This is a genomic window from Sphaerotilus montanus, from assembly GCF_013410775.1.
GTDB lineage: Bacteria > Pseudomonadota > Gammaproteobacteria > Burkholderiales > Burkholderiaceae_C > Sphaerotilus > Sphaerotilus montanus.
This window is the reverse complement of record NZ_JACCFH010000001.1, coordinates 676775-698856: the sequence shown is the minus strand read 5'-3', so window position 1 is coordinate 698856 and position 22082 is coordinate 676775. Positions and strand designations below refer to the sequence as shown.

The window sequence follows — 22082 nt, the reverse complement described above, 5'->3', positions numbered from 1 at the left end:
GATAGAGCGGTTCGACATCGGGGACGAATCGCCCCCGCATTCATCACCTATTCCCGCCTTCCCCCCAGCGGCTGCTTCCCTAGCATCCATCCGTCCCGGTGCGCTCGGCGCGCCGACACGACGGCTTGTCTGCCCGCCTCCAGGAACCGCCCATGTCCGATCTGTCCCAGTCGCATCTGAAGTCCGCCACACCGGCCGAGGCGCCGCTGCCGCTGTCGGCGCGTCCGCGCAAGGGCGGTGACGCGCCGTTCGCCTGGCCGACGCCGCCGTTCGCCGCCTACGCGCTGCCCGAGCCGCAGCGCGAGCCGCTGGCCTGCGAGATCGAGGGGCGCACTGGCAACCTGATGACCGGCGAGCTGCTGGCGATGGAGGTGTCGGCGGGCATCGCGCGGGTGCAGGTGCCGCCGGAGCGCATCTCGCTGCCGATGCGCTTCGACCAGATCCGGCGCATCACGCTGCGCACGCCCACCGTGCCGCTGGCCCGCCAGCCGGCGGCTCCGGCTCCCGCCGAGGCGACGCCCGCCGCGGCGCCGGCCGAGCCCGCCTCCGAAGAACACACCCAGGTGCTCGAACACCACGCCGCCCAGCCCTACACCGTCCACCTCAACGGCGGTGGTTCGGTGGGCGGCGTCACGGTCGGCCATGTCGAGAACGAGGTCGGCCTGTTCCTGTTCGCGCCGCTGGACGACCGTGGCACGGTCCAGACCTCCTTCATGCCGCGCTCGGCCTATGACCGCGTGCTGGTTGGCGAGCGGCTGGGCAAGCTGCTGGTGGAAGAGGCGGCGATCACGCCGGAGCAGGTCGAGCAGGCGGTGCAGATCCAGAAGAAGAACCGTGGCCAGAAGCTCGGCGAGCTGCTGGTCGCGCGCCAGATCGTCACGCCCGAACAGCTGCTCTCGGCGCTGGACAAGCAGGCACGCATGCCGATGGTGCGGCTGGGCGAGGCGCTGGTGGCGCTGGGCTATGTCACCGACGAGCAGCTCGGCGAAGTGCTCGGCCAGCAGGTCACCGAGCGCATGCAGCCGCTGGGCGAGGTGCTGCTGAGCCGCGAATGGGTCACGCAGCAGCAGCTGCGCGTGGCGCTGGCGCGCAAGCTGGGCTATCCGGTCGTCAACCTGAGCACCTTCAAGCCGCAGATCGAGGCGCTGGCCCGGCTGCCGGCCGATCTGGCGCGCACGCTGGAGGTGCTGCCGCTGGTGCACCGCGCCGGCCGGCTGGTGGTGGCGATGCAGGACGTGACCCGCCAGGCCGTGCTGGAGCAACTGCAGACGCTGACCCACTGCGCGATCGCACCCGCGCTGGCGGGCACGGGCGATCTGAAGGCGGCGATCGAGCGCGGCTACGAGCGCCTGCCGATGCCGGACCTGGAGGGCGGATCCGCGGCGCCCGGTGCGGTCGCCGAGGCGGGCGACACCGCCGACTCGGCCTCCGGCCGGCGCGCGGGCAAGGCCGCGAAGACCGACAAGGCCGAGCGCGCCAGCGGCCCGGTCGTGCAGCTGCTGATCACGCTGGTGGCCGACGCCATGGGCCGCGGCGCCAGCAGCATCCACCTCGAAAACCATCCCAGCGAGGACAAGCTCTGGGTGCGCCTGCGCCGCGACGGCCGCATGGAGCCGCACAGCGAGCTGCCCGGCAGTTACCGCAACAGCCTGATTCCGCGCATCAAGACGCTGGCCGAGCTGGACGTCAACGACACGCGCCACCCGCAGGAGGGCCGGCTGGCGTTCTCGCGGCTGATGCAGGCGCACAAGATCGAGTTGCGCGTGACGACGCTGCCGACGCATGGCGGTTTCGAGGACGTGGTGCTCGGGCTGCCGACGCGGCTGAAGACCTTGAAGTTCGATGGCCTGGGTCTCACGACGCAGGACCAGGAGCGCATCGGCGCCATGCTCAAGCGTCCGTCGGGGATGCTGCTCACGGTCGGTCCGGCCCGCTCCGGGCGCACCACGACCCTGTTCGCCGAGCTGGCGCTGGTGAACCAGCCGGACCGCAAGATCGTCTCCATTGAGGAGCGCATCGAGATGGGCCTGCCCGGTGTGCGCCAGATCGAGGTCAACCCGCGCAACGGCCACACGCACGAGCAGGCGCTGCGGGCGGTGATGTCCGCGGACGCCGACATCATCCTGATCGACACGATCCGCGACGCCGCCACCGCGCGGCTGGCCACCGAAGCGGCGGTGTCGGGCCGGCTGGTGCTGGCGTCGATGCCGGGGCGCACGGCGTCCGAGGCGATCCAGCGCCTGCTGGACATGGGCGTGGAGCCATGGAACCTGGGCGACGCGCTGCTCGGCGTGCATGCCCAGCGCCTGCTGCGCCGCCTGTGCAGCGCCTGCCGCATGAGCCGTTCGGCCAAGGAGCCGGAAATCGACGAGTGGATCGAGGGCTACTTCCACGGCGCCGCAGTGGAAGCCGCCGACGTCGAACGCGAGCAGCTGCGCGCGAGCTGGCTGGAGCGCTACGGCCGCGACGGCCGCCTGCGCCGCTACCAGAGCGCCGGCTGCGAGCGCTGCCGCGACTCGGGGTACCGCGGCCGGGTGGCGGTGCACGAACTGCTGGTGATCAACCGGGAACTGCGCCGGCTGATCCGCGCGGGCGCGCCGGCCTGGAACATCCAGCGCCAGGGGCTGGTGGACGGCATGCGCACGCTGCGGCAGGACGCCGTGGAGAAGATGCTGGCGGGGCTGACCAGCCTGGACGAAGTCCGCTCCGTCGCCGATCTCTGAACCTGGGCGACGCGGCTCCGTTCAGCGGCCGCGGAGGAACAGCGTGTCGAGTTCCCGGATCGTGACCTGGCGCCAGGTCGGGCGGCCGTGGTTGCACAGGTCGGCGCGCTCGGTGCGTTCCATGTCGCGCAGCAGGGCGTTCATCTCCTCCAGCGTGAGCCGCCGGTTGGCGCGCACGGCGCCGTGGCAGGCCATGGTGGACAGGATCTCGTCGTGGGCCCGCTGCACCAGCGCACTGGCCTCGTGCTCCGACAACTCGGCCAGCACCGATCGCGCCAGCGCGACTGCATCCGCATCCCGCAGCGCCGCGGGCACGGCGCGCACGGCCAGCACCCCCGGCGACAGGGGGGCCACATCCAGCCCGAGCCGCGCCAGCGTGGCGGCATGCGATTCGGCCGCGGCGACTTCGTTCGGCGTGGCGGAGAAGGTGGCCGGGATCAGCAGCGGCTGGCTGTCGATCGTGCGCTCGCCCGGGCCATCGCCGAGCCGCGCCTTGAGCTGTTCGTAGACGATGCGCTCGTGCGCGGCGTGCATGTCCACGATCACCAGGCCGTGGCGGTTCTCGGCCAGCACGTAGAGGCCGCCGAGTTGCGCCAGCGCGCGGCCGAGCGGCCATTCCTCGGTTGGCGCAGATGCCGGCGACGGCGCCGGTGCGGCGTGTACCACCGGCGCAGCGCTCGGGCTGCGCGGCCAGTCGGGCGGCATCTCGCGGGCGTGCAGGGCGGCGGCGTGCTGCAGCACCAGCGTGCCCTGGATCTGCGGCGGCGGGCGCCAGGCCGGCATCGGGGAGGGCGGCGCGTCCACGGTCTGCGGCGAGGAGCGCATGGGGTCGGCGAGCGGATCGCCGGTCTCGTCGCCGGGCGCATCCGCCGTGCGCGATGGCGCCAGCGCCTGCTCCACCGCCCGCCGCACCGCCTGGTGCACCTCGCGCGAATCGCGGAAGCGCACCTCGATCTTGGTCGGGTGCACGTTCACGTCGACCCGGTCCGGTGCGATGTCGATGCGCAGCACATAGCTCGGCTGCCGCGAACCATGCAGCACGTCCTCGTAGGCCGCGCGCACGCCATGCCCGATCAGCCGGTCGCGCACATGGCGGCCGTTGACGTAGGCGTACTGCAGATCTGCCCGCGCCCGCGCCGCCTCGGGCAACCCGACCCGGCCGCTGATCAGCAGCGGCCCCACCTGCACCTCGACCGGCCGGCTCGCAGCGATGAAATCCGCCCCCAGCACGTCGCGCACACGCTGTTCGGCTGTGGCGGCACGCAGCTGCTCGACCAGCTTGCCCTCGTGCCAGACCGCGAATCCGACGTCCGGATGCACCAGCGCGTGGCGCCGCACGGCTTCGAGGCAGTGGCCCAGCTCGGTCGCGTCGGTCTTGAGGAACTTGCGCCGCGCCGGGGTGGAGAAGAACAGCTCGCGCACCTCGACCGTGGTGCCGGTGGCGCGGGCCGCCGGGGCCATCTCGCCGGTGCGGGCGTCGATGCGCCGGGCGTGTGCGCACTCGGCGGTGCGGCTGGTGATCGACAGCTCGGCCACCGAGCCGATGGCGGCCAGCGCCTCGCCGCGAAAGCCCATGGTGGCGACCTGCTCCAGGTCGCCGAGCGAGCCGATCTTGCTGGTGGCGTGGCGGCGCAGGGCCAGCGGCAGTTCGTCCTCGGGGATGCCCGCGCCGTCGTCCTCGACCACGATGGCGCGCACGCCGCCCGCGCTCAGGCGCACGGTGATCTGCGCGGCGCCGGCGTCCAGCGCGTTGTCCAGCAGTTCGCGCACGACCGAGGCGGGACGCTCGACCACCTCGCCGGCCGCGATCTGGCTGATCAGCTCGTCGGGCAGTTCACGGATGGGGCGGCGCGGGGGAGGAAGGATCGACATGGGGCGGATTGTAGGAACCCGGCCCGGGCATGGGGCAGTGCGGTGAAAGGGCGGCTCAGTGCAGGTAGCGGCCGGTCTCGGTCAATTGCACCAGCTCGACGAAGCGCGAGCCGCTCAGCTCCTGGCGGCTGAAGTTCACGGTCATGCCCGCGACGTACCACTGCAGCACCTTCAGCGTGGCGTGCAGCCGGCTGCGAGTGAAGTCGCCACGGCAGCGCTGCAGTGCCTCGATGAGCACCTGTGCATTGAGCCAGCCTTCCAGGCTCGCATAGCCGACGGGCACCTTGGCGGCGGTGGCCAGGGCGCGGTAGTCGGCGATCTGCCGGTCGCTCTCGCTCCAGGGGTAGGGCACCACTTGGGAAATCGCCAGCCCGCGCGCCTGCGCGCCGATGCGGCGGATGGCGTCCTCGTCCGAGACGATCGACAGCCCGTAGAACGCCGGGTGGCGGCGCAGGTTGGCGGCGGTGGCCATCACGGTGGCGGCCTGCGAGCCGTTGATGAACATCACGATGGCCTGCGGGGCCAGCGCGAGCAGCTTGCGGGCGGCTTCCTGCGCGGTGGCGCCATCGGGGGTGACGGCGGCGGTGCCGGCCAGCGCCAGGCCTTGGGTGGCGAGGGCGTCGGCGATCAGCTTCAGGCCTTCCTCGCCAAACGGGGTGGCCAGGTGCACCACGCCGATGCGCTGCAGGCCGACGGTGGCCAGGTGCAGCGCGAGTGCAGCAGCTTCCTGGGCATGGCTGGCGCGCACGAAATAGGCGGCCCCCTGGCACTGCGCCCGCACCGAATCGGCCACCCAGAGTCCGCCCAGCGCGGGGATGCCGTGCTGGCGCAGCAGCGGCTCGATGGCGGCCAGGCTCATGCTGCCGGCGCAGCCGAAGAGGGCGGTGGCGTTCTGCTCGGTGATCAGCTTGTCGCAGATGGCCTGGGCCAGCGCGGGGTCGCCCCGGTCATCGGCGGTGATCCAGCGCAGGCGCCGGCCGGCGACGCCGCCGCGGGCGTTGAGCGTGTCGAAGGCCAGCTGTGCCCCGGCGTTGAAGGCCAGGACCGGCGGCGACAGCGGACCCGTGAGTGGCGCGGACTGCCCGAGCACCAGATCAGACGCGGCACGGACCGAGCCGGCAGACCACGCCAGCGCGGCGCCGGCGCTCGTCAGGACGAAGCTTCTCCGTAGCATGGATAGAGGAAAGGGGAGGGGAGGAGGTGGAGCGGGGATCGCGTGTCAATCCCCGGAATGGACGGCACCGAGTGTGCCTACCGGAATTTCACTTGTCATGACACCGGACCGGGTGCAGCGGGATGGCGTGTGGAATTGCGCAATCTGCTGCCATGGGGCGGTGTTAATCTCGCGCGCCATGGATCTTCTGCCTTTCCTCCTCGATTTCATCCTCCATGTGGACAAGCACCTGGCCGAGTTCATCGCGCGCTACGGGCTGTGGGTCTATGCCCTCCTGTTCGCCATCATCTTTGTCGAGACCGGTCTGGTGGTGATGCCCTTCCTTCCGGGGGATTCGCTGCTGTTCGTGGTTGGTGCGATGTGCGGTGCCGGGCTGATGAACCTGCCACTGGCGATGGGGCTGCTGCTGCTGGCCGCCGTGCTGGGGGACCAGACGAACTACACCATCGGGCGCTATTTCGGCCCCAGGGTCTTCCAGTGGGAAAACTCCCGCTGGTTCAACAAGCAGGCCTTCAACCAGGCGCACGAGTTCTACGAACGCCACGGGGGCGTGACGATCATCATCGCGCGCTTCATGCCCTTCATCCGCACGTTCGCGCCCTTCGTGGCGGGTGTGGCCGAGATGACGCGGCCGAAGTTCCTGATGTTCAACGCCGTCGGGGCCGTGCTCTGGGTGGTCGGGCTGACGCTGGCCGGCTACCTGTTCGGCAACGTGCCCTGGGTACAGGCCAATCTGAGCAAGATCATCTGGGCGATGATCCTCATCCCCGGCCTGATCGCGGTCTTCGGTGCCTGGAAGGCCCGGCGCAGCGACGTCAGGGTCGCCTGACGCCCGGGGTGGCGGTCTCGGCCCGGCGCCGGGTCGGCACTCGGCTGCCGAGCGGGGCCGGCTGGTAATCGGCGCGGATGCGGCAGCCGCCAGCCGGCTGCCACACAGCCGCAAGCGCCTTGCAGCGCTGTTCCAGCGACGCGGCTTCGGGCTTGTCCCCCTTGTCCACCCAGTCCAGCAGCGCGCCGACCGCGCTCACGTAGTGCGCATCGCTGCTGTAGCTGTGTGCGTGGTCGGCGGTGTAGACCTGCACCAGCCGGTCCGCCGCGCCGGACTCGGTGACGTTGTCGCGGAAGTGGGACTCCAGCTCGACGAAGGCGGTCATGTCGTCGATGCCGTGCAGCGTCAGCGTGGGCAGCAGCAGGCGGCCGGTCGGGTCGGTGTCGCGGGCGAGTTCGGCCAGTGCGGCGGGATCGGCGCGGTAGCGCAGCACGTCGCGGTTCAGCGCCGCGTCGTCTGGCGAACCGGCGTACTGCACGCCCTCGTTGCCGAACGGGTTGCGGCCCTTGAGCTTGCGCAGCGTGATGTCCTGGAAGTGCCAGGTGGCCCATTGCAGGTGCGGGAGGACCTCCTGTTCGGGGAGCTTCACCACCCGGGTGAGGGTGGTCAGGCGCTGCTGCTGGGCGGCGCTGCGCTCGGTGGGCTTGCGCTGCACGCCGAGGCAGGCATCGACCCGCTCGGCCAGTTCGACCCGGGTCAGCTTCGTCTCCGGCGGCAGGCCCATCCACAGCGGATAGGCACTCTCGTCGGGCTTCGGGTGGTTGTTGCACAGCGCCTGGTAGACCACGCGCAGGTCGAGCCGCACGTCGTAGGACCGGGTGCCTCCGGCCAGCACGCCGCTGGTCAGCAGCACGCCGTCATAGGGTTGCGGTCCGGGTGTGGTGCGGCGCGGGTCGATGTCGGGGGTGACGTAGCGCTCTGCCATGCGCGCCGCGACGCTGGCGCCCCAGCTTTGCCCGTGCAGCAGGGTGCGGCGTGGCTGGCCGAGCGCCGCCACGGCGATCTGGCGCAGCCGCTCGGTGTCCTCGCCCGCAGCCAGCACTTCGACGCCCCCTTGCCGGAAGCTTGATCCCGCCCAGGCATGCCCGGCGCGCACCATCACGCTCCAGCGCTGCAGATCGGCGGTGGCGCGGGCCAGCGTCGGCTCGCCGAGCGCGGGGCCGCCGTGGGCGTGCACCACCAGCACGCCCGTCTCCGGTGTCCAGTCCTTCGGCACCGCGATCCAGTACCAGGCGCCGAGGTAGTCGCGGCCGTTCAGGCAGCGTGCGCCCTCGGGCAAGCCGGTCGGACACGTGGCAGCGGCGGGCAGCGCAGTGCCCGATGGCACGGACTGTGCCGCGGCAGAGAGCGCCGCGGTGCTCAGCAGCAGCGCCGCCAGGACAGGATTCAGTTTCACAGCAGACGCTCGCGGGCCAGGGGCGGGTTGCGGGAGAAGTAGCGCACGATGCCGGTGTAGACGGCCTTGACGAGCTGCGCCTGGTAGTTCTCGTCGCGCAGCTTGGCCTCTTCCTCGGGGTTGGAGATGAACGCGGTCTCGACCAGGATCGAGGGAATGTCGGGTGCCTTGAGCACCGCGAAGCCGGCCTGTTCGACCTGCCCCTTGTGCAGCTTGCCGACCTGTCCGATGTTGCCGAGCACCTCGCGGCCGACGCGCAGGCTGTCCTTGATCTGCGCGGTGGTGCTCATGTCGAGCAGGGCGCGCAGCACGTGGGTGTCCTTGCTGGCGACGTTGATGCCGCCGATGGCATCCGAAGCGTTCTCGCGCTTGGCCATCCAGCGGGCCGCCGTGCTGGTCGCGCCCGAGTCCGACAGCGCGAACACCGAGGCACCGCGCGCCTGCGGCGTGATGAAGGCGTCGGCGTGGATCGACAGGAACAGGTCGGCCTGCACACGGCGGGCCTTGTTGACGCGCTCCTGCAGCGGCACGAAGAAATCGGCATCGCGGGTCAGCATGGCGCGCATGCCGGGGCGGGCGTTGATGCGCTCCTGCAGCTGCCTGGCGATCTGCAGCACGACATCCTTCTCGCGCAGGCCGGTCGGGCCGATCGCCCCGGGATCCTCGCCACCGTGGCCCGGATCGATGGCGACGATGACCAGCCGGTTGATGCCGCCGCGGCCCGGCGGGACGGCGGGCGCACCTTCGGCCGCAGCCGGTGCAGTGGCGACCCGCGGTGGGGGCGGGGTGGTCGGTGCAGCGGGCACGCTGGTGGCCGTGCTGCTGCCGGCCTCCGGTTTCAGCGCCACGGCGGGCGGCGCCGGGGGCTGGGGCAGCGCGGGCGTGACCGGGCGATCGACGCGGCCGATGAATTCGCCGAGCGCGTCATCGACCTCCGATGCGGCGCGCGCCGAGGCGTCGGCCGTGGTGGTCGCGGGTGCGGGGGGGGCGGGCAGCGGTGCGGGCGCCGCTTCGCGCTCCTTCACCAGCGCCAGCAGCGGATCGGGTGCCTGCGCGGGGTAGAGGTCGAACACCAGCCGGTAGCGGTAGGGGGCGATCGGCGAGAGCGTGAAGACCTGCGGCGTGCTGGAGCGCTTGAGGTCGAACACCATGCGGACCTGCCGGGGCTGGCTTTGACCCAGACGCACGCCGGCGATGTGCGGGTCGTTGGTGCCGATCTTGGCGACCAGTTCGCGCAGCTGCGGGCTGAGTTCGAGGCCGTCGATGTCGATCACCAGCCGCGCCGGGCCCTCGGTGACGAAGTGGCGGGCTTCGAGCGCGGTGTCGGATTCGAGCGTCACCCGCGTGTAGTCGGCCGCTGGCCAGACCCGCACCGCCACCAGCGTGGCGCCGTGCACCAGGTCGCCCGCACCGAGCACGAGCACGAGCGCACCGGCCTGGCGGAACCAGCCGCGGCGGCTCACCGCGTGCGGAACATCTGTGGCGTGGGCAGGGTCTGGATGGGCATGGTTCATGGCAGGGTCTCGTTCAGCAGCGCCGCGCCCAGCGGCGTGCAGGCTTGCCACTGTGCCGTCCGGCTGTCGTCGCCTTCTGGCCGCAGCGACAGCGAGAGGTCCGGCACGGGCAGCAGGCCGCTGGCCTTTTCGGGCCACTCGACCAGTTTCAGGCCGGGACTGGCGAACAGGTCGCGAAAGCCGGCATCCTCCCACTCCCGGGGATCGCCGAATCGGTAGAAATCGAAGTGCCAGATGTCCAGTTTGTCGGTTTCGGCGGTCGCGGGCACCTCGTGCGGCTCGACGATGGCGTAGCTCGGGCTCTTGATGCGCCCGGTCACGCCGAGCGCACGCAGCAGGTGGCGGGCAAAGGTGGTCTTGCCGGCGCCGAGGGGGCCGTGCAGTTCGATGCAGGCGCGGCGCAGCGCCGGATGGCGGGCCAGGGCAAGGGCGGTGGCCTCGCAGGCGGCTTCGTCGGACCAGTGCTGCTGGCGGGTTTCTAGAATCACCGGATGAACGACCTCAGTAATGCGTCGGGTTCGCCCTCTCCCGTGCCGGTGGCGCCCGATCCTGAACGGCTCGCCGGGCTGGTACGGACCTGGGCTGTCGAGCTGGGATTCTCACAGATCGGCGTGGCCGATGTACATCTTGCAACCGCCGAGCCGGGTCTTGTGGCCTGGCTGTCGGCTGGTTTCCACGGCAGCATGGGCTACATGGCCGTGCATGGCCTGAAGCGGGCGCGGCCGGCCGAGCTGGTCCCGGGCACCGTGCGCGTCATCACTGCGCGCATGGATTACCTGCCGCGCGACACCCCGGCCGACTGGCGGGCGCAGGAAGCCGCCCGCGCCGCGCAGCCCGGCGAGGCGGTGGTGTCGGTCTATGCCCGGGGCCGCGATTACCACAAGGTGCTGCGCGCCCGCCTGCAGCGGCTGGCGGAGCGCATCGCCGCCGAGATCGGCCCCTTCGGCCACCGGGTCTTCTGCGACTCGGCGCCGGTGCTGGAGGTTGAACTCGCCGGCCGCAGCGGCCTTGGCTGGCGCGGCAAGCACACGCTGCTGCTGGACCGCTCGGCGGGGTCGATGTTCTTCTTGGGCGAGCTGTTCATCGACGTGCCGCTGCCCGTGACACCGCCGGCCGAGGCGCACTGCGGCCAGTGCAGCGCCTGCCTCGACGCCTGCCCGACCGCGGCGATCGTCGCGCCCTACCGGGTGGACGCGCGGCGTTGCATCAGCTACCTGACGATCGAGCACGACGGGCCGATCCCGGTCGAGTTCCGCACTGCCATCGGCAACCGGGTCTATGGCTGCGACGACTGCCAGCGGGTGTGCCCGTGGAACAAGTTCGCCCAGCGCAGCACGCTGCCCGACTTCGACGCCCGCGAACCGCTGCGTGCACCGATGCTGCTGGCGCTGTGGGCCTGGGACGAGGCGACCTTCCTGGCGCGCACCGAGGGCAGCCCGATCCGCCGCATCGGCCACGCCCGCTGGCAGCGCAATGTGGCGGTGGCGCTGGGCAATGCGTGGCGCGAGACGGGGGATCCGGCCATCGCCGACGCGCTGGCGGCGCAGCGACCCGGCGCCAGCGCCTTGCTGGCCGAGCACATCGACTGGGCGCTGGCTCAGCCGCCGTGCAGCCGCGAGAACAGCGTCAGCGCCACCGGCACGCTGACCATGCCCAGCAGCGTGGACGCCGTCACCAGCCCGGCCACGTAGACGCCGTCCCCGCCCATGCGCGCGGCCAGCACGTAGCAGCTGGACGCGGTGGGCATCGCGGCGAAGGCGACGAGGATCTGCGCCTGCCCGAGCGGCAAGGCCAGCGCCACCCCCAGCAGCAGCCCGACCACCGGCAGCACCGCATGCCGGATCGCCAGCAACGCCACCGCCAGCCCCTTGGCTTCCCGCAGCCCGCCGAACTGCAGTCCCGCGCCGACGGCCATCAGCCCGAGCGGCAGCGCGGCACCGCCGATGCGCCCGAAGGTGATGTCGACCACCTGCGGCAGCTTCAGTCCCGCCAGATTGCCGAGCAGCCCGGCCACGGTCGCCAGGATCAGCGGGTTGCGCAGCAGCTCGCGCCCGGTGCTGTGGCCGCCGTGGCGGGCCAGGCTCCACACCGCACCGATGTTGCACAGCGGCACGCACAGCGCGATCAGCAGCGCCACCCAGGCGACCGAGGCACTGCCGCCCAGCCGCTCCGCCAGCGCGAGCGCGACGTACGAGTTGAAGCGGAACGCCACCTGCGCGCCCGAGGCCTGCCGGTGCGCATCGACCCCCGGCACCGAGCGCAGCAGCGTCGCCAGCACGATGCCGGTGCCGACCGTGAGCACGCCCCCGGCCGCCAGCCCGAGGGTGGCCGCCGGCTGCAGCGGGCTGCGCACGATCGAGGTGAACAGCAGCACCGGGAACAGCAGCCAGTACACCAGCCGCTCGACACCGGCCCAGACCGGCCGGTCGAGCGCCGTCCAGCGGCACAGGCTGAAGCCCGCGACGATCAGCAGGAAATCGGGGAGCAGCAGCAGGGCGATGGAGAGCATCGCGCCAGCCTAGCGCAGCTGTCTGGTTTTCCCCTACGCACCATCCACAACAGACCGGGGGACTCTGGCGTCAGAATCGCCGGGATCGTGCGCACTCGAATGTCCAAAGATCCACAGGAGCCCCCCGGATGATGAACAGACGCCAGATACTTGCCACCGCTGCGGCGGCGGTGCTGATCGCCCCGCTTGCTGTGCAGGCACAGGGGTTTCCGAACAAGCCGGTCAAGGTGATCGTGCCGTTTGCCCCCGGCGGAACCACCGACATCATCGCCCGCATCATGGGCGAGAGGATCACCCCGGCGCTGGGCCAGACGATGCTCGTCGAGAACAAGGCGGGCGGCGGCGGCATCATCGGCGCCAACGAACTCGCCAAGTCCGTCCCCGACGGCTACACGCTGGGCATGGCCACGGTGTCCACGGTGGCGGCGAATCCGGCCATCAATCCGAAGACGCCGTACAACCCGCTGACCGACTTCGTGCCGGTCATCAACATCGCCGCCACGCCCAACGTGATCGCCGTGCACCCGAGCTTTCCGGCGCGCGACTACAAGACCTTCCTGGAGGTCCTGAAGAAGAGCCCGGGCCGCTACAGCTACGCGACCTCCGGCACCGGTGGCATCGGCCACCTGCAGATGGAGCTGTACAAGAGCCTGTCGGGCGTGTTCATCACCCACATACCCTACCGTGGGGCCGGCCCGGCGCTCAACGACACGGTGGCCGGACAGGTGCCGGTGATCTTCGACAATCTGCCGTCGGCGCTGCCATTCATCAAGGATGGGCGCCTGATCCCCATCGTGGTGGCGGCGCCCCAGCGACTGGCCGTGCTGCCGAATGTGCCGACCTTCAAGGAAATCGGGCTGGAGCCGGTCAACCGCATGGCGTTCTACGGTTTCGTTGCCCCCAAGGGCACGCCACGCGACGTCGTGGACAAGCTGGGTGCGGCCGTGCGCAAGACGCTGGAGGAGCCGGCCGTGAAGAAGCGCATCGAGGAGACCGGCTCGGTGATCGTGGCCAACACGCCCGAGCAGTTCGCTGCGCAGATCAAGGCCGAGTTCGAGGTCTACAAGAAGGTGGTCGAGGTCCAGAAGCTCGCCCTGGACTGACTCTGGCAGGTGGCGCTGGACGAAAAAAAGCCGGTCGTCGACCGGCTTTTTCATGCGCCCCCGCGTGGGGGCTGTCGGCGCAGGCCGATCAGAAGTTGTGGCGAACGCCGACGGCCAGCGAGCTGAAGTCGCCGCCGTAGACTGCAGCGGCACCGTCGTTGAAGCGCGTGTAGTAGGTGTAAGCCTTGGTGCGCTTGCTCAGGTTGTAGTTGTATCCAACCGTGGCTTGGGTGGCCTTGGTACCGTCCACGCCGCCGATCTTGCCAGCGACGCCGACGTTGGCGTGGAACTCCGACGCGCCCATCGTGTACATGCCGGCCAGACGCAGGTTGTTGCGGCTGCCTGCGGCGATGCCATTGGTGTCGCGCTGCACATAGGTGCCCACCGTGAAGGCGCCGATGTCGTACGTGGCGCGCAGGGCGACCTGCTTCTTGGTGTCTTGCTTGTTGTAGCCAGCACCCAGCTTCAGAGCACCCAGCTCGTAGTTGGCAGCCAGGTCGTACGTGCGCTTGGTCGTGGCCGAACCTTCGGCGGTCGAAGCTTCCAGGACCAGGTTCTTGACGAATGCCGGGGCGCGGTAGGCGACCTTGTTCACGTCGCTGCCGAAGTAGGCGTACAGACGGTCGGCGGAGGTGCCGGTGTCATGGTTGTGCATGCTGACCCAGTCGCCGGTGGCGAGTTGGGCTTCGCTGCCGAAGTTGCCGATGCGGACCATGCCGAACTTGCTCGACAGGTAGGCTTCGGACTGGCGGCCCCAGAAGCTGGCAGCAGCCGTGCCAGTCGTCGGGTCGAAGCCGTGTTCCAGGATGAAGCCGGCCTTCAGGCCGCCACCCAGGTCTTCCTCGCCCTTCAGGCCGAGACGCGAGCTGTTGTTCTCGAGAGCGTAGACGGCCTTGGCGGATCCGACCTTTTCGCGCTCGGCGGTCACGTTCAGACGGCCATACAGCGTCACGGAGCTTTGGGCAAAGGCAGCGCCAGAGGCCAGGGTAGCCAGCACGGCGAGTGCGATGGTGCGCTTGATCATGTGTATCGTCCTAGAGAAGATTGAATTTCGGGGTCCACGGCTTGTCACGAATGGCGCCGGTTCCATTTCATTCTAGGAGCTAAGTTCGGCGAAAACCCTGATTCAACCCTGCTGCCAGTCGTGCTCTGTCATCAAGATGTTGGCTGCACGCAACAAGGCACAAGGTCTGTGCAGCCTGTGCCTCGGGCCTGTGCGTGATGCACCACAGGGGTCAGCGGCCCCGCTGGTAGGCCGGCGTTTCCAGGCGCTTGGCGAGTGTCGACAGCACCAGCGTCAGCACCAGATAGATGGCCGAGATGGCCAGATAGGGTTCCCCGTAGCGGGAATACGCCCCGGCCACCGTGCGGGCCGCCAGCGCGAGTTCGGCCAGACCGATGGCCGAGACCAGCGAGGAATCCTTGATGAGCGTGATGCCCTCGTTGACCAGCGCCGGCACCATGCGCCGGAAGGCCTGGGGCAGGATGACGTAGCGCATGCTCTGCGCGTGGGTCAGGCCCAGCGAGTAGCCGGCCTGCGTCTGGCCGAGGTGGATGCTCTGGATGCCGGCGCGGAAGATCTCCGAAATGTAGGCCCCGGCGTTCAGGCTCAGTGCCAGGCAGCCAGAGAAGAAGGCGCCATGCTCCTGGCGGAGTGTGCGTGCGGCGTCTCCGCTGAGCAGCCAGCCGCTGTCGGGGTGGATCAGCGCGGGCATCAGCGCGAAGTGCACCAGCAGGATCTGCACGAACAGCGGGGTGCCGCGGAAGAAGGTCACGTAAGCCGTGGTGATGCCCCGCAGCACCTTCAGGGCCCAGGCCCAGGCCAGCGAGCGCGGCGGTGGCGCATTGACCGAACTGCTGATCAGCCCGAAGGCGATGCCCAGCGCCAAGCCTGCAATGATGGCCACCAGCGTCAGCTCGATGGTGGTGATCACGCCTTCGGCGAAGAGGGGCCCGTAGCCGGCCAGAATGTCCCAGCGCAAATCCATCATGGTGTAGGTCGATCTTGTTGACTGTGTCGAATCCAGGGATTCCTGCATCGTGCCGTGCGAGTTTACGCGGGGCATCGGGGCAGGCCCTCACATCGACCGTTGAAAACGCCCTCGGCCACTGCAGAATGGATTGATCGACACCAGGAGAATCAGCGCCGATGCCAGCAGGTACTTTCACCCGTTCCACCGGCGCGCAGGACCGCGCGGCCGACCGGGATGCCCTGGCTGCTGCGCTGGAAGAACGCTCCCGCCAGCTGGACGCACGGCTGCGCGAGACCCGCTGCCTGTTCGAGGTGAGTGCCTCGCTGGGGGACTTCTCGCTGAGCTGGGCCCAGGCGGCGCAGGTCGTGGTGGTCTGTCTGCCGATGGCCTACGCGCATCCGGACACCGTGCTGGTCGGCGTGACACTGGGTGGCTGCCGTGCGGGAGACGAGGCGCCCTCCACCGGCTGGCGCCTGTCGCAGCGGATCATGCTGGACGGCACGGACCTCGGCTGCATCGATCTGGCCTGCATCGATCCCGGGTCCGGGCTGGCCTGCGATGCGCTCCCCGATCCAGGGCTGCTGCTGGCACTGGCGCGGGAGCTGGCGCGCTGGTTCGAGCGCCGCACGGCGGCCGAGCTGCTGAGCCGCAGCGAGGCGCGCCTGCGCAGCGCGCAGCGGGCGGCCGGCCTGGGCAGCTGGTGGGCGGACGCGGCGATGGACTGCATGCTGCCCTGCGAGAAGGCCTGCGAGATGTTCGGCATCGCGCCGGGCTCGGCGCTGGATTTCGAGAGCGCGGTGGCCCTGTTCGCCCCGCGCGACCAGGCCCGTCTGCGCCGCCACTGGCGGTCTGCGCTGGCCAGCGGTGCACTGGACATCGAGGTCCGGCTGAACGTCGGTCCACCCGAGCGCTGGCTGCAGCTCAACGCCGAGATGGTCCGCAACGACCACGGGCGCACGGTCGAGATCAACGGCATCGTGCGCGACATCAGCGAGCGCAAGCGGGAGGAAGAGCACATGCGCCTGTCCGCCCGCATCTTCGACTCGGCGAGCGAGTCCATCGTCGTCACCGATGCCCAGAACCGCATCGTCGCCATCAACGCCGCCTACACGCGCACCAGCGGCTACGAGGCCCACGAGGTGATGGGCCGCAACCCGGGCATGCTGGACGCCGGCCGCCTGACCCCCGCGTTCTATGTCCGCATGTGGAGGGCCCTGCGCGAGGAGGACAGCTTCCAGGGCGAGTTCTGGAACCGCGCCAAGGATGGCCGCGTCTATCCGCTGCTGCAGACCGTCACGGCACTGCGCGATGCCGATGGCGACATCACCCACTACGTCGGCATCGGCGCGGATCTGTCGCGGTTGCGCCAGGCCGAGGAGCGCACCGACTACCTCAGCAGCCACGACGCGCTGACCGACCTGCCCAACCGGCAGGCCATCGGCGCACGGCTGCAGCAGGCCATCTCGGCCCGGCCGTCCCCCCTGGCGCCCAACATCCTGGTGGCTGTACTGGTGCTCGGGCTGGACGGATTCAAGTCCATCAACGACTCGATGGGCCATGCGGCCGGCGACGCCGTGCTGATCGAGACGGCGGCCCGTCTGCGGCCGCTGATCCACCAGGGCCTGTTCGTCGGGCGCCTGGGGGGGGACGAGTTCGTCGTGCTGCTGGAGCGCACCGGGCGGGACCACTGCGTGGCGCGGGTGCGTGACCTGCTGGCCGCGCTGTCGGCACCGCTGTCGATCCAGGGCCATGAACTGACGGTGACCGTGTCGGCCGGCATCAGCCTGTTTCCGGGGGACGGCCAGGCCAGCGACGTGTTGCTGCGCAACGCCGAGAGTGCTCTCAACGGCGCCAAGGACGACGGCCGCAACACCTGGCGCTTCTACGATCCACAGATGAACCAGGCTTCGCTGGAGCGGCTGATCCTGGTGTCGGCCCTGCGGCGTGGCGTGGCCGCCGGCGAGCTTCGGGCCTGGTACCAGCCCAAGCTCGACCTGCAGACCCGCGCGCTGATCGGCGCCGAGGCGCTGGTGCGCTGGAAACACCCGGACCAGGGCTGGATCCAGCCGGTCCGCTTCATCCCGGCGGCCGAGCAGAGCGACCTGATCGTGGTGATCGGCGAGTGGATGCTGCACGCGGTGGCCGCACAGATCGCCCGCTGGCACGCGCAGGGACTGGGCTGGTTGCCGGTGGCGGTCAACCTGGGCGCGCGGCATTTCAGCCATCCGGGTCTGCCGCCGCTGCTGCGCCGCCTGCGCGCGGAGCATGGCCTGCCTCCCAACGTGCTGGAGCTGGAGATCACCGAGTCGACCCTGATGGAGGCCGGTGGCGAGCCGGGTGCGCTGCTCGGCGAACTGCGCCGGGCTGGCGTGACGCTGGCGATCGATGACTTCGGCACCGGCTATTCGAGCCTGTCCTACCTCCGGCACCTGCCGGTGGACGTGCTCAAGATCGACCGCAGCTTCGTCAACAGCATCGAGCGTGACGGCCGGGACCTGAGCATCGCCGGGACCATCATCGCGCTGGCCCACGGCCTGGGGCTGAAGGTGGTCGCCGAGGGGGTGGAGACCGAAGACCAGCGCGGCTTGCTGGAGGCCCTCGGCTGTGACCAGGGGCAGGGCTTCCTGTTCGCCCGCCCGATGCCTGCCGCCGAGTTCGAGGTCTGGCGGCAGGTCTGGGGCGTGCCGCTGCTTACTTGACCGCGGCAGCCGGTGCAGCGCCGAAGTACTGGGTGTAGATCTTGTCGTAGGTGCCGTCGGCCTTGATGTCGGCCAGGCCCTTGTTGATCTTCTCCAGCAGCTCGGCATTGCCCTTCTTGACGGCCAGGCCGTACTGCTCGGGCGTGAACGAGGCGTCGGCCACGGTCTTGAACTGCGCGCCGGTGTTGTTGGCCACGTAGTGGATCACGACCCCGTTGTCGGCGACGACCGCGTCCACACCACCGGATTCGAGTTCCTTCAGCGCCAGCGGCGTCGATTCGAAGCGCTTGACCGCGGTGCTGGTCTTGCCGATCAGCTTGCTGACGACCTCGTCGCCGGTGGTGCCGGTCTGCACGCCGACCTTGAGCTTCTTCAGGTCATCGAACTTGGCGATCTTCGAATCGGCCTTGACCGCGATGAGCTGCTGCGCGTCGAAGTAGGGCGCCGAGAAGTCCATCGTCTGCTTGCGCTCGTCGGTGATCGTGATCGCCGAGACCAGCAGGTCGCGGTCGCCCTGGGCGAGGTTGTTGAAGATGCCTTCCCACGGGGTGTTGACGAACTTGACCTCGATGCCGGCCTTCTTCGCCACGGCCGAGACGACGTCGATGTCGAAGCCGACGATCTCGCCCTTCTCGTTCTGCGATTCGAAGGGCGCGTAGGCCGCGTCGGTGCCGACGACGTAGACCTTGGCGGCAGCGGCCGGCGGGGGAGCGGAAGGCGCGGCGGCCGAGGCGGCCGGCGCGGCCGCTTCCTGCTTGCCGCAGGCGGCCAGCACCAGACCGGCGATCAGCAGGCTGGAGGTTTTCAGGAAGCGTCGGGTGGTCAGGGAATGCGTCATGGGAATCCTCGTGAACGGGGAGGTCGGAGAAGTCGGAGAATCAGGGAATGCCTTCAGCAGGCGCAGACTGACCAGTTTAAGGGGCCTTTGTACCCGGATTCCGGCGGTTTGCCCGGGTTGCTGCGCGACTTGATCCGTCGCAGTACCGCTGTCTGTTCCACCCTGTCGCCGAGGTGACGATGTTGCTCGATCCCCAAGCCCGTGCCCTGATGGACCTCGTCGCCGCGCGCGGCGTGCCACCCACCCACCTGCTGACGCCCGAGGAGGCGCGCCGCTTCTTCCGCGAGCGCCGCTTCTTCACCCAGCCCGATCCACCCGCGGTGTCGCTGGTGCAGGAACTGGTGGCCAGCGGGCCGCAGGGCGACATTCCGCTGTGCCTGATTCGCCCGGCCGGCGTGGCGCCCGAGGCGGTGCTGCCGGTGCTGGTGTACTACCACGGCGGGGGCTGGACCATCGGCGACCGCGACACGCACGACACGCTGTGCCGCCAGCTGGCCAACGGGGCGGGCTGCGCGGTGGTGTCGGTCGATTACCGCCTGGGTCCGGAGCACCGGTTTCCGGCCGCGGTCGACGACACGCTGGCCGCCACCCGCTGGGTGCATGCGCACGCGGGTGAACTCGCGCTCGACGTGACCCGGCTGGCCATCGGCGGCGACAGCGCGGGCGGCAATCTGGCGGCGGTGGTGGCGCTGGCGGCGCGCGATGCGGGTGACCTGCCGATCGCCTTCCAGCTGCTGGTCTACCCGGCGACCGACATGCGCGCCGTGGCGCCCTCGCACACCAGCTGCGCCCAGGGCTACATGCTGACCGCCGATTCGATCGCCTACTACCGCGGCCACTACATGCCGGATCCGGGGCAGTGGAGCGACTGGCGCGCCTCGCCGCTGCTGCGCGAGGACCTGCAGGACCTGCCGCCGGCGCTGGTCCTCACCGCCGGGTTCGACCCGCTGCGCGACGAGGGCCGCCAGTACGCCGACCGCCTGAGCGCGGCCGGCAACCGGGTGCAGTACCTCTGCTTCGAGCGCCAGATCCACGGCTTCATCACCATGGGCCGGGTGCTCGACGAGGCGAACACGGCGGTGGACCTCTGTGCCGGGGTCCTGCGCCGTGCCCTGAACGCCTGACTTACTTGGTCAGCTTGCCGGCCACCTGCTCCGACAGCCAGCCGAACAGCGCGCCGACGACGATGGACAGGATGGTCGGCACGATCGCCTCGGCGGCGGGCGTGCCCTTGAGCAGGATCAGGCCGGCGATCGACGCGAAACCGTAGACGCTGGCCGGAATCGCCGACAGCAGCGGCACATGCGCCGCCAGCACGATCACCGCCGCGCCGATGCCCACGGCCACCGGCGCCGCCAGCGCACCCAGGCCGCCGAGCTGCCCGATCAGCAGCACCGAGGCCATGCCGACCGCTGCGCCGAAGCTCATGCAGATGACGGTGGTTTTCAGGCCCGCCGACTTGCCGCCGTTGTTGAAGAAGCAGGCCCAGGCGATGAACGCCTGCCAGATCTGCATGTTCATGGCGGCCAGCGGCCCCAGGAACAGCCAGGTGGCGGCGACGGCCAGCAGGCCGATCGAGATCGTCAGTGCGATCAACAGTGTCATTGCATGTCTCCTCAGTCTCATGTGGGTGGTGCATGAGAAGCCCCCGGCTTCCCTGCAAGGAGATGCAAGGCAAAGCCCGTACCCGCGGCGGTACCCTTGGGTGTCACTGGTATGGAGATGCGGGAAAAGTCTGCTGCAGCGCATCAGGCTGCAAGCGAATACTGGTCAGGCCACTCTGCCAGATTCCAGTGATGGGTAGTCCCTTGCTCCACGGCGAGACGTTGCCGTTGGCAGCAAGGGCGAACCCCATCCAGGCGGCACAGACTGTCTTGTTCAGGGTCCGCCGATGGAGTGTGGTGTGACAAAAGTCACTGTTTACTGCACTGTCGAAGACCCTGGCGCGTGCGCGGCGGCCGACAGGAACAGCTCTGCCGCATCGACCGGATCGAAGGTCTGGCGCTGGCCGCAGAACTCGCAGGTCACCTCCACCTGCCCCTGCTCGGCCAGCACGCTCTCGACTTCCTCGCGGCCCAGGCTGACCAGCATCCGCCCGACCCGCTCGCGCGAGCAGGTGCAGGCGAAGCGCGGGGTCATCGGCTCGAACAGGCGCAGCTCCTCTTCCCAGAACAGGCGGTGCAGGATGGTGGGCGTGTCCAGCGTCAGCAGCTCTTCCTGGGTCAGCGTGGCGGCGAAGTGGGCGATGCGGTTGAAGGCTTCGTTCAGTCCGATCTCGTCCTCGTTGCTGCGGCCGCCGAGGTTGCCTTCGCCCTCGATCGGCAGGCGCTGGATCAGCAGACCGGCGGCGACGTGGTCGTCGGCGGCCAGCACCAGCCGGGTGTCGAGCTGCTCGGACTGCAGCATGTAGTGCTCCAGCACCTCGGAGAGGTTCTGCAGCGGCTCGCCGCGGTCGCCGTGCAGCGGTACGACGCCCTGGTAGGCCTGCTGGCCGGGCTGGCGGTCCTTCGGGTCGAGCGTGATGGCGCAGCGGCCGCGGCCGTCCAGGTTCAGCAGCGCTTCGAGCCGGGCGTTTTCCGGGATCTCGCCTGTGATCTGGGCGGTGGCGCGCAGCGAGAGGTCGGGCTGCGCCTCGGCCACGGCCAGCGCCACCGGCCCGTCGCCCTGCATCTGCAGGATCAGCGAGCCGTTGAACTTGATGCCGGCCTGCATCAGCGCAGCGGCGGCGGTCATCTCGCCCAGCAGTTGCCGCACCGGCGCCGGATAGCCACCGGATTGCGCCCGCCGCGCCAGGATGTCGGTCCACGCGCCGGTCAGCCGCACCAGCACGCCGCGCACCGGCAGGCCCTCGAAGATGAACTTGTGGAGTTCGCCGTTCTGGAGATCGCTGCTGCTCATCGGGTCACCTGCTGCAGGTCGCGCTGGTAGCGCCGGGCGTTGGCCACGTAGTGGGCGGCGCCCTGGGCGAACTGCGCCGCCTGTTCGGGCGTGAGGGTCTTCACCACCTTGGCGGGGCTGCCGAGGATCATCGAGTAGTCCGGGAACTCCTTGCCTTCGGTGACGAGGGCCCCTGCGCCGACGATGCTGTGGCGGCCGATCTTCGCGCCGTTGAGCACGATGGCGCCGATGCCGATCAGCGTGTGGTCGCCGATGGTGCAGCCGTGCAGCATGCACTGGTGGCCGATGGTGACGTGCTCGCCGATGACCAGCTCGATGCCGTCGTCCGTGTGCAGCACGGTGTTGTCCTGCACGTTGCTGCCGCGGCCGATGCGGATGTCGTCGGTGTCGCCGCGCACGACCACGCCGAACCAGACGCTCGTGTCCTCGGCCATGTGGACGCGGCCGATGACCTGTGCGTTGTCGGCGACGAATGCCGTCGGGTGGATCTGCGGCGCATGTTCGCCGAGCTGATAGATGGCCATCGCCACTCCTTGCTGAAACCGGGGGAAAAT

Annotated in this window: 18 protein-coding genes; 6 read left to right on the top strand and 12 right to left on the bottom strand. The window is 69.8% G+C overall.

Annotated features, from left to right (window positions below):
- Positions 1-152 precede the first annotated feature (152 nt).
- The gene (locus tag BDD16_RS02990) at positions 153-2723 is read left to right on the top strand and encodes a type II/IV secretion system protein (RefSeq protein WP_179632572.1); all 2571 of its coding nucleotides are present in this window, start codon (positions 153-155) and stop codon (positions 2721-2723) included.
- 21 nt (positions 2724-2744) lie between these two features.
- On the opposite strand, the gene mutL is transcribed toward BDD16_RS02990, so the two are convergent.
- Positions 2745-4595 (bottom strand): DNA mismatch repair endonuclease MutL, encoded by a 1851-nt coding sequence (mutL, locus tag BDD16_RS02985; RefSeq protein ID WP_179632571.1) that lies wholly within the window; start codon positions 4593-4595, stop codon positions 2745-2747.
- 55 nt (positions 4596-4650) lie between these two features.
- Entirely contained in the window at positions 4651-5769 is a 1119-nt protein-coding gene (locus BDD16_RS02980; protein ID WP_179632570.1) for an ABC transporter substrate-binding protein, read from the bottom strand.
- A 178-nt stretch (positions 5770-5947) separates the two neighbouring features.
- On the opposite strand from BDD16_RS02980, the gene BDD16_RS02975 reads away from it, so the two are divergent.
- Entirely contained in the window at positions 5948-6598 is a 651-nt protein-coding gene (locus tag BDD16_RS02975; RefSeq protein WP_179632569.1) for a DedA family protein, read from the top strand.
- Here the strand turns inward: BDD16_RS02975 and BDD16_RS02970 are convergent.
- The 3 genes from BDD16_RS02970 to tsaE are packed head-to-tail and all read right to left on the bottom strand — an operon-like array spanning position 6585 to position 9996.
- Entirely contained in the window at positions 6585-7994 is a 1410-nt protein-coding gene (locus BDD16_RS02970) for a hypothetical protein (RefSeq protein WP_179632568.1), read from the bottom strand. The genes BDD16_RS02975 and BDD16_RS02970 overlap by 14 nt on opposite strands.
- Positions 7991-9508: an N-acetylmuramoyl-L-alanine amidase gene (locus BDD16_RS02965; protein ID WP_179632567.1), complete on the bottom strand. Its 1518-nt coding sequence runs from the start codon at positions 9506-9508 to the stop codon at positions 7991-7993. Before BDD16_RS02965 ends, BDD16_RS02970 begins: the two co-directional genes overlap by 4 nt.
- Positions 9505-9996, bottom strand: coding sequence for a tRNA (adenosine(37)-N6)-threonylcarbamoyltransferase complex ATPase subunit type 1 TsaE (gene tsaE / locus BDD16_RS02960; protein ID WP_179632566.1), 492 nt, complete (start codon positions 9994-9996; stop codon positions 9505-9507). The genes BDD16_RS02965 and tsaE overlap by 4 nt, the downstream gene beginning before the upstream one ends.
- Before the next feature lie 3 nt (positions 9997-9999).
- Between tsaE and queG the strand changes: the two genes are divergently transcribed.
- The gene (gene queG, locus BDD16_RS02955; protein ID WP_179632565.1) at positions 10000-11199 is read left to right on the top strand and encodes a tRNA epoxyqueuosine(34) reductase QueG; all 1200 of its coding nucleotides are present in this window, start codon (positions 10000-10002) and stop codon (positions 11197-11199) included.
- Here queG and BDD16_RS02950 read toward each other — a convergent pair.
- Positions 11106-12017, bottom strand: coding sequence for an AEC family transporter (locus BDD16_RS02950; RefSeq protein ID WP_179632564.1), 912 nt, complete (start codon positions 12015-12017; stop codon positions 11106-11108). The two genes, queG and BDD16_RS02950, sit on opposite strands and share 94 nt — an antisense overlap.
- Before the next feature lie 131 nt (positions 12018-12148).
- On the opposite strand from BDD16_RS02950, the gene BDD16_RS02945 reads away from it, so the two are divergent.
- Complete coding sequence (locus tag BDD16_RS02945) at positions 12149-13120, top strand: tripartite tricarboxylate transporter substrate binding protein BugE (RefSeq protein ID WP_179635969.1); 972 nt, start codon at positions 12149-12151, stop codon at positions 13118-13120.
- A gap of 88 nt (positions 13121-13208) precedes the next feature.
- Here BDD16_RS02945 and BDD16_RS02940 read toward each other — a convergent pair whose 3' ends face one another.
- Together BDD16_RS02940 and BDD16_RS02935 are read right to left on the bottom strand one after the other, a co-directional pair.
- Complete coding sequence (locus tag BDD16_RS02940) at positions 13209-14144, bottom strand: porin (protein WP_179632563.1); 936 nt, start codon at positions 14142-14144, stop codon at positions 13209-13211.
- 211 nt (positions 14145-14355) lie between these two features.
- The gene (locus BDD16_RS02935; protein ID WP_179635968.1) at positions 14356-15108 is read right to left on the bottom strand and encodes an amino acid ABC transporter permease; all 753 of its coding nucleotides are present in this window, start codon (positions 15106-15108) and stop codon (positions 14356-14358) included.
- A gap of 161 nt (positions 15109-15269) precedes the next feature.
- Here BDD16_RS02935 and BDD16_RS02930 point away from each other — a divergent pair, with 161 nt between their 5' ends.
- Positions 15270-17792, top strand: coding sequence for a putative bifunctional diguanylate cyclase/phosphodiesterase (locus BDD16_RS02930; protein WP_179632562.1), 2523 nt, complete (start codon positions 15270-15272; stop codon positions 17790-17792).
- On the opposite strand, the gene BDD16_RS02925 is transcribed toward BDD16_RS02930, so the two are convergent.
- Positions 17785-18630, bottom strand: coding sequence for a basic amino acid ABC transporter substrate-binding protein (locus BDD16_RS02925; protein ID WP_179632561.1), 846 nt, complete (start codon positions 18628-18630; stop codon positions 17785-17787). The two genes, BDD16_RS02930 and BDD16_RS02925, sit on opposite strands and share 8 nt — an antisense overlap.
- Before the next feature lie 182 nt (positions 18631-18812).
- On the opposite strand from BDD16_RS02925, the gene BDD16_RS02920 reads away from it, so the two are divergent.
- Positions 18813-19754, top strand: coding sequence for an alpha/beta hydrolase (locus BDD16_RS02920; protein WP_179635967.1), 942 nt, complete (start codon positions 18813-18815; stop codon positions 19752-19754).
- 1 nt (position 19755) lies between these two features.
- On the opposite strand, the gene BDD16_RS02915 is transcribed toward BDD16_RS02920, so the two are convergent.
- The 3 genes from BDD16_RS02915 to BDD16_RS02905 all read right to left on the bottom strand — a co-directional run bounded on the left by BDD16_RS02915 (position 19756) and on the right by BDD16_RS02905 (position 22052).
- Positions 19756-20235 carry a DUF1097 domain-containing protein gene (locus BDD16_RS02915; protein WP_179632560.1) on the bottom strand — a complete coding sequence of 160 codons (480 nt, stop codon included), beginning with the start codon at positions 20233-20235 and terminating at the stop codon, positions 19756-19758.
- A gap of 315 nt (positions 20236-20550) precedes the next feature.
- The gene (gene hslO / locus BDD16_RS02910; protein WP_179632559.1) at positions 20551-21528 is read right to left on the bottom strand and encodes an Hsp33 family molecular chaperone HslO; all 978 of its coding nucleotides are present in this window, start codon (positions 21526-21528) and stop codon (positions 20551-20553) included.
- Positions 21525-22052 (bottom strand): gamma carbonic anhydrase family protein, encoded by a 528-nt coding sequence (locus tag BDD16_RS02905; RefSeq protein ID WP_179632558.1) that lies wholly within the window; start codon positions 22050-22052, stop codon positions 21525-21527. Before BDD16_RS02905 ends, hslO begins: the two co-directional genes overlap by 4 nt.
- Positions 22053-22082: the final 30 nt, after the last annotated feature.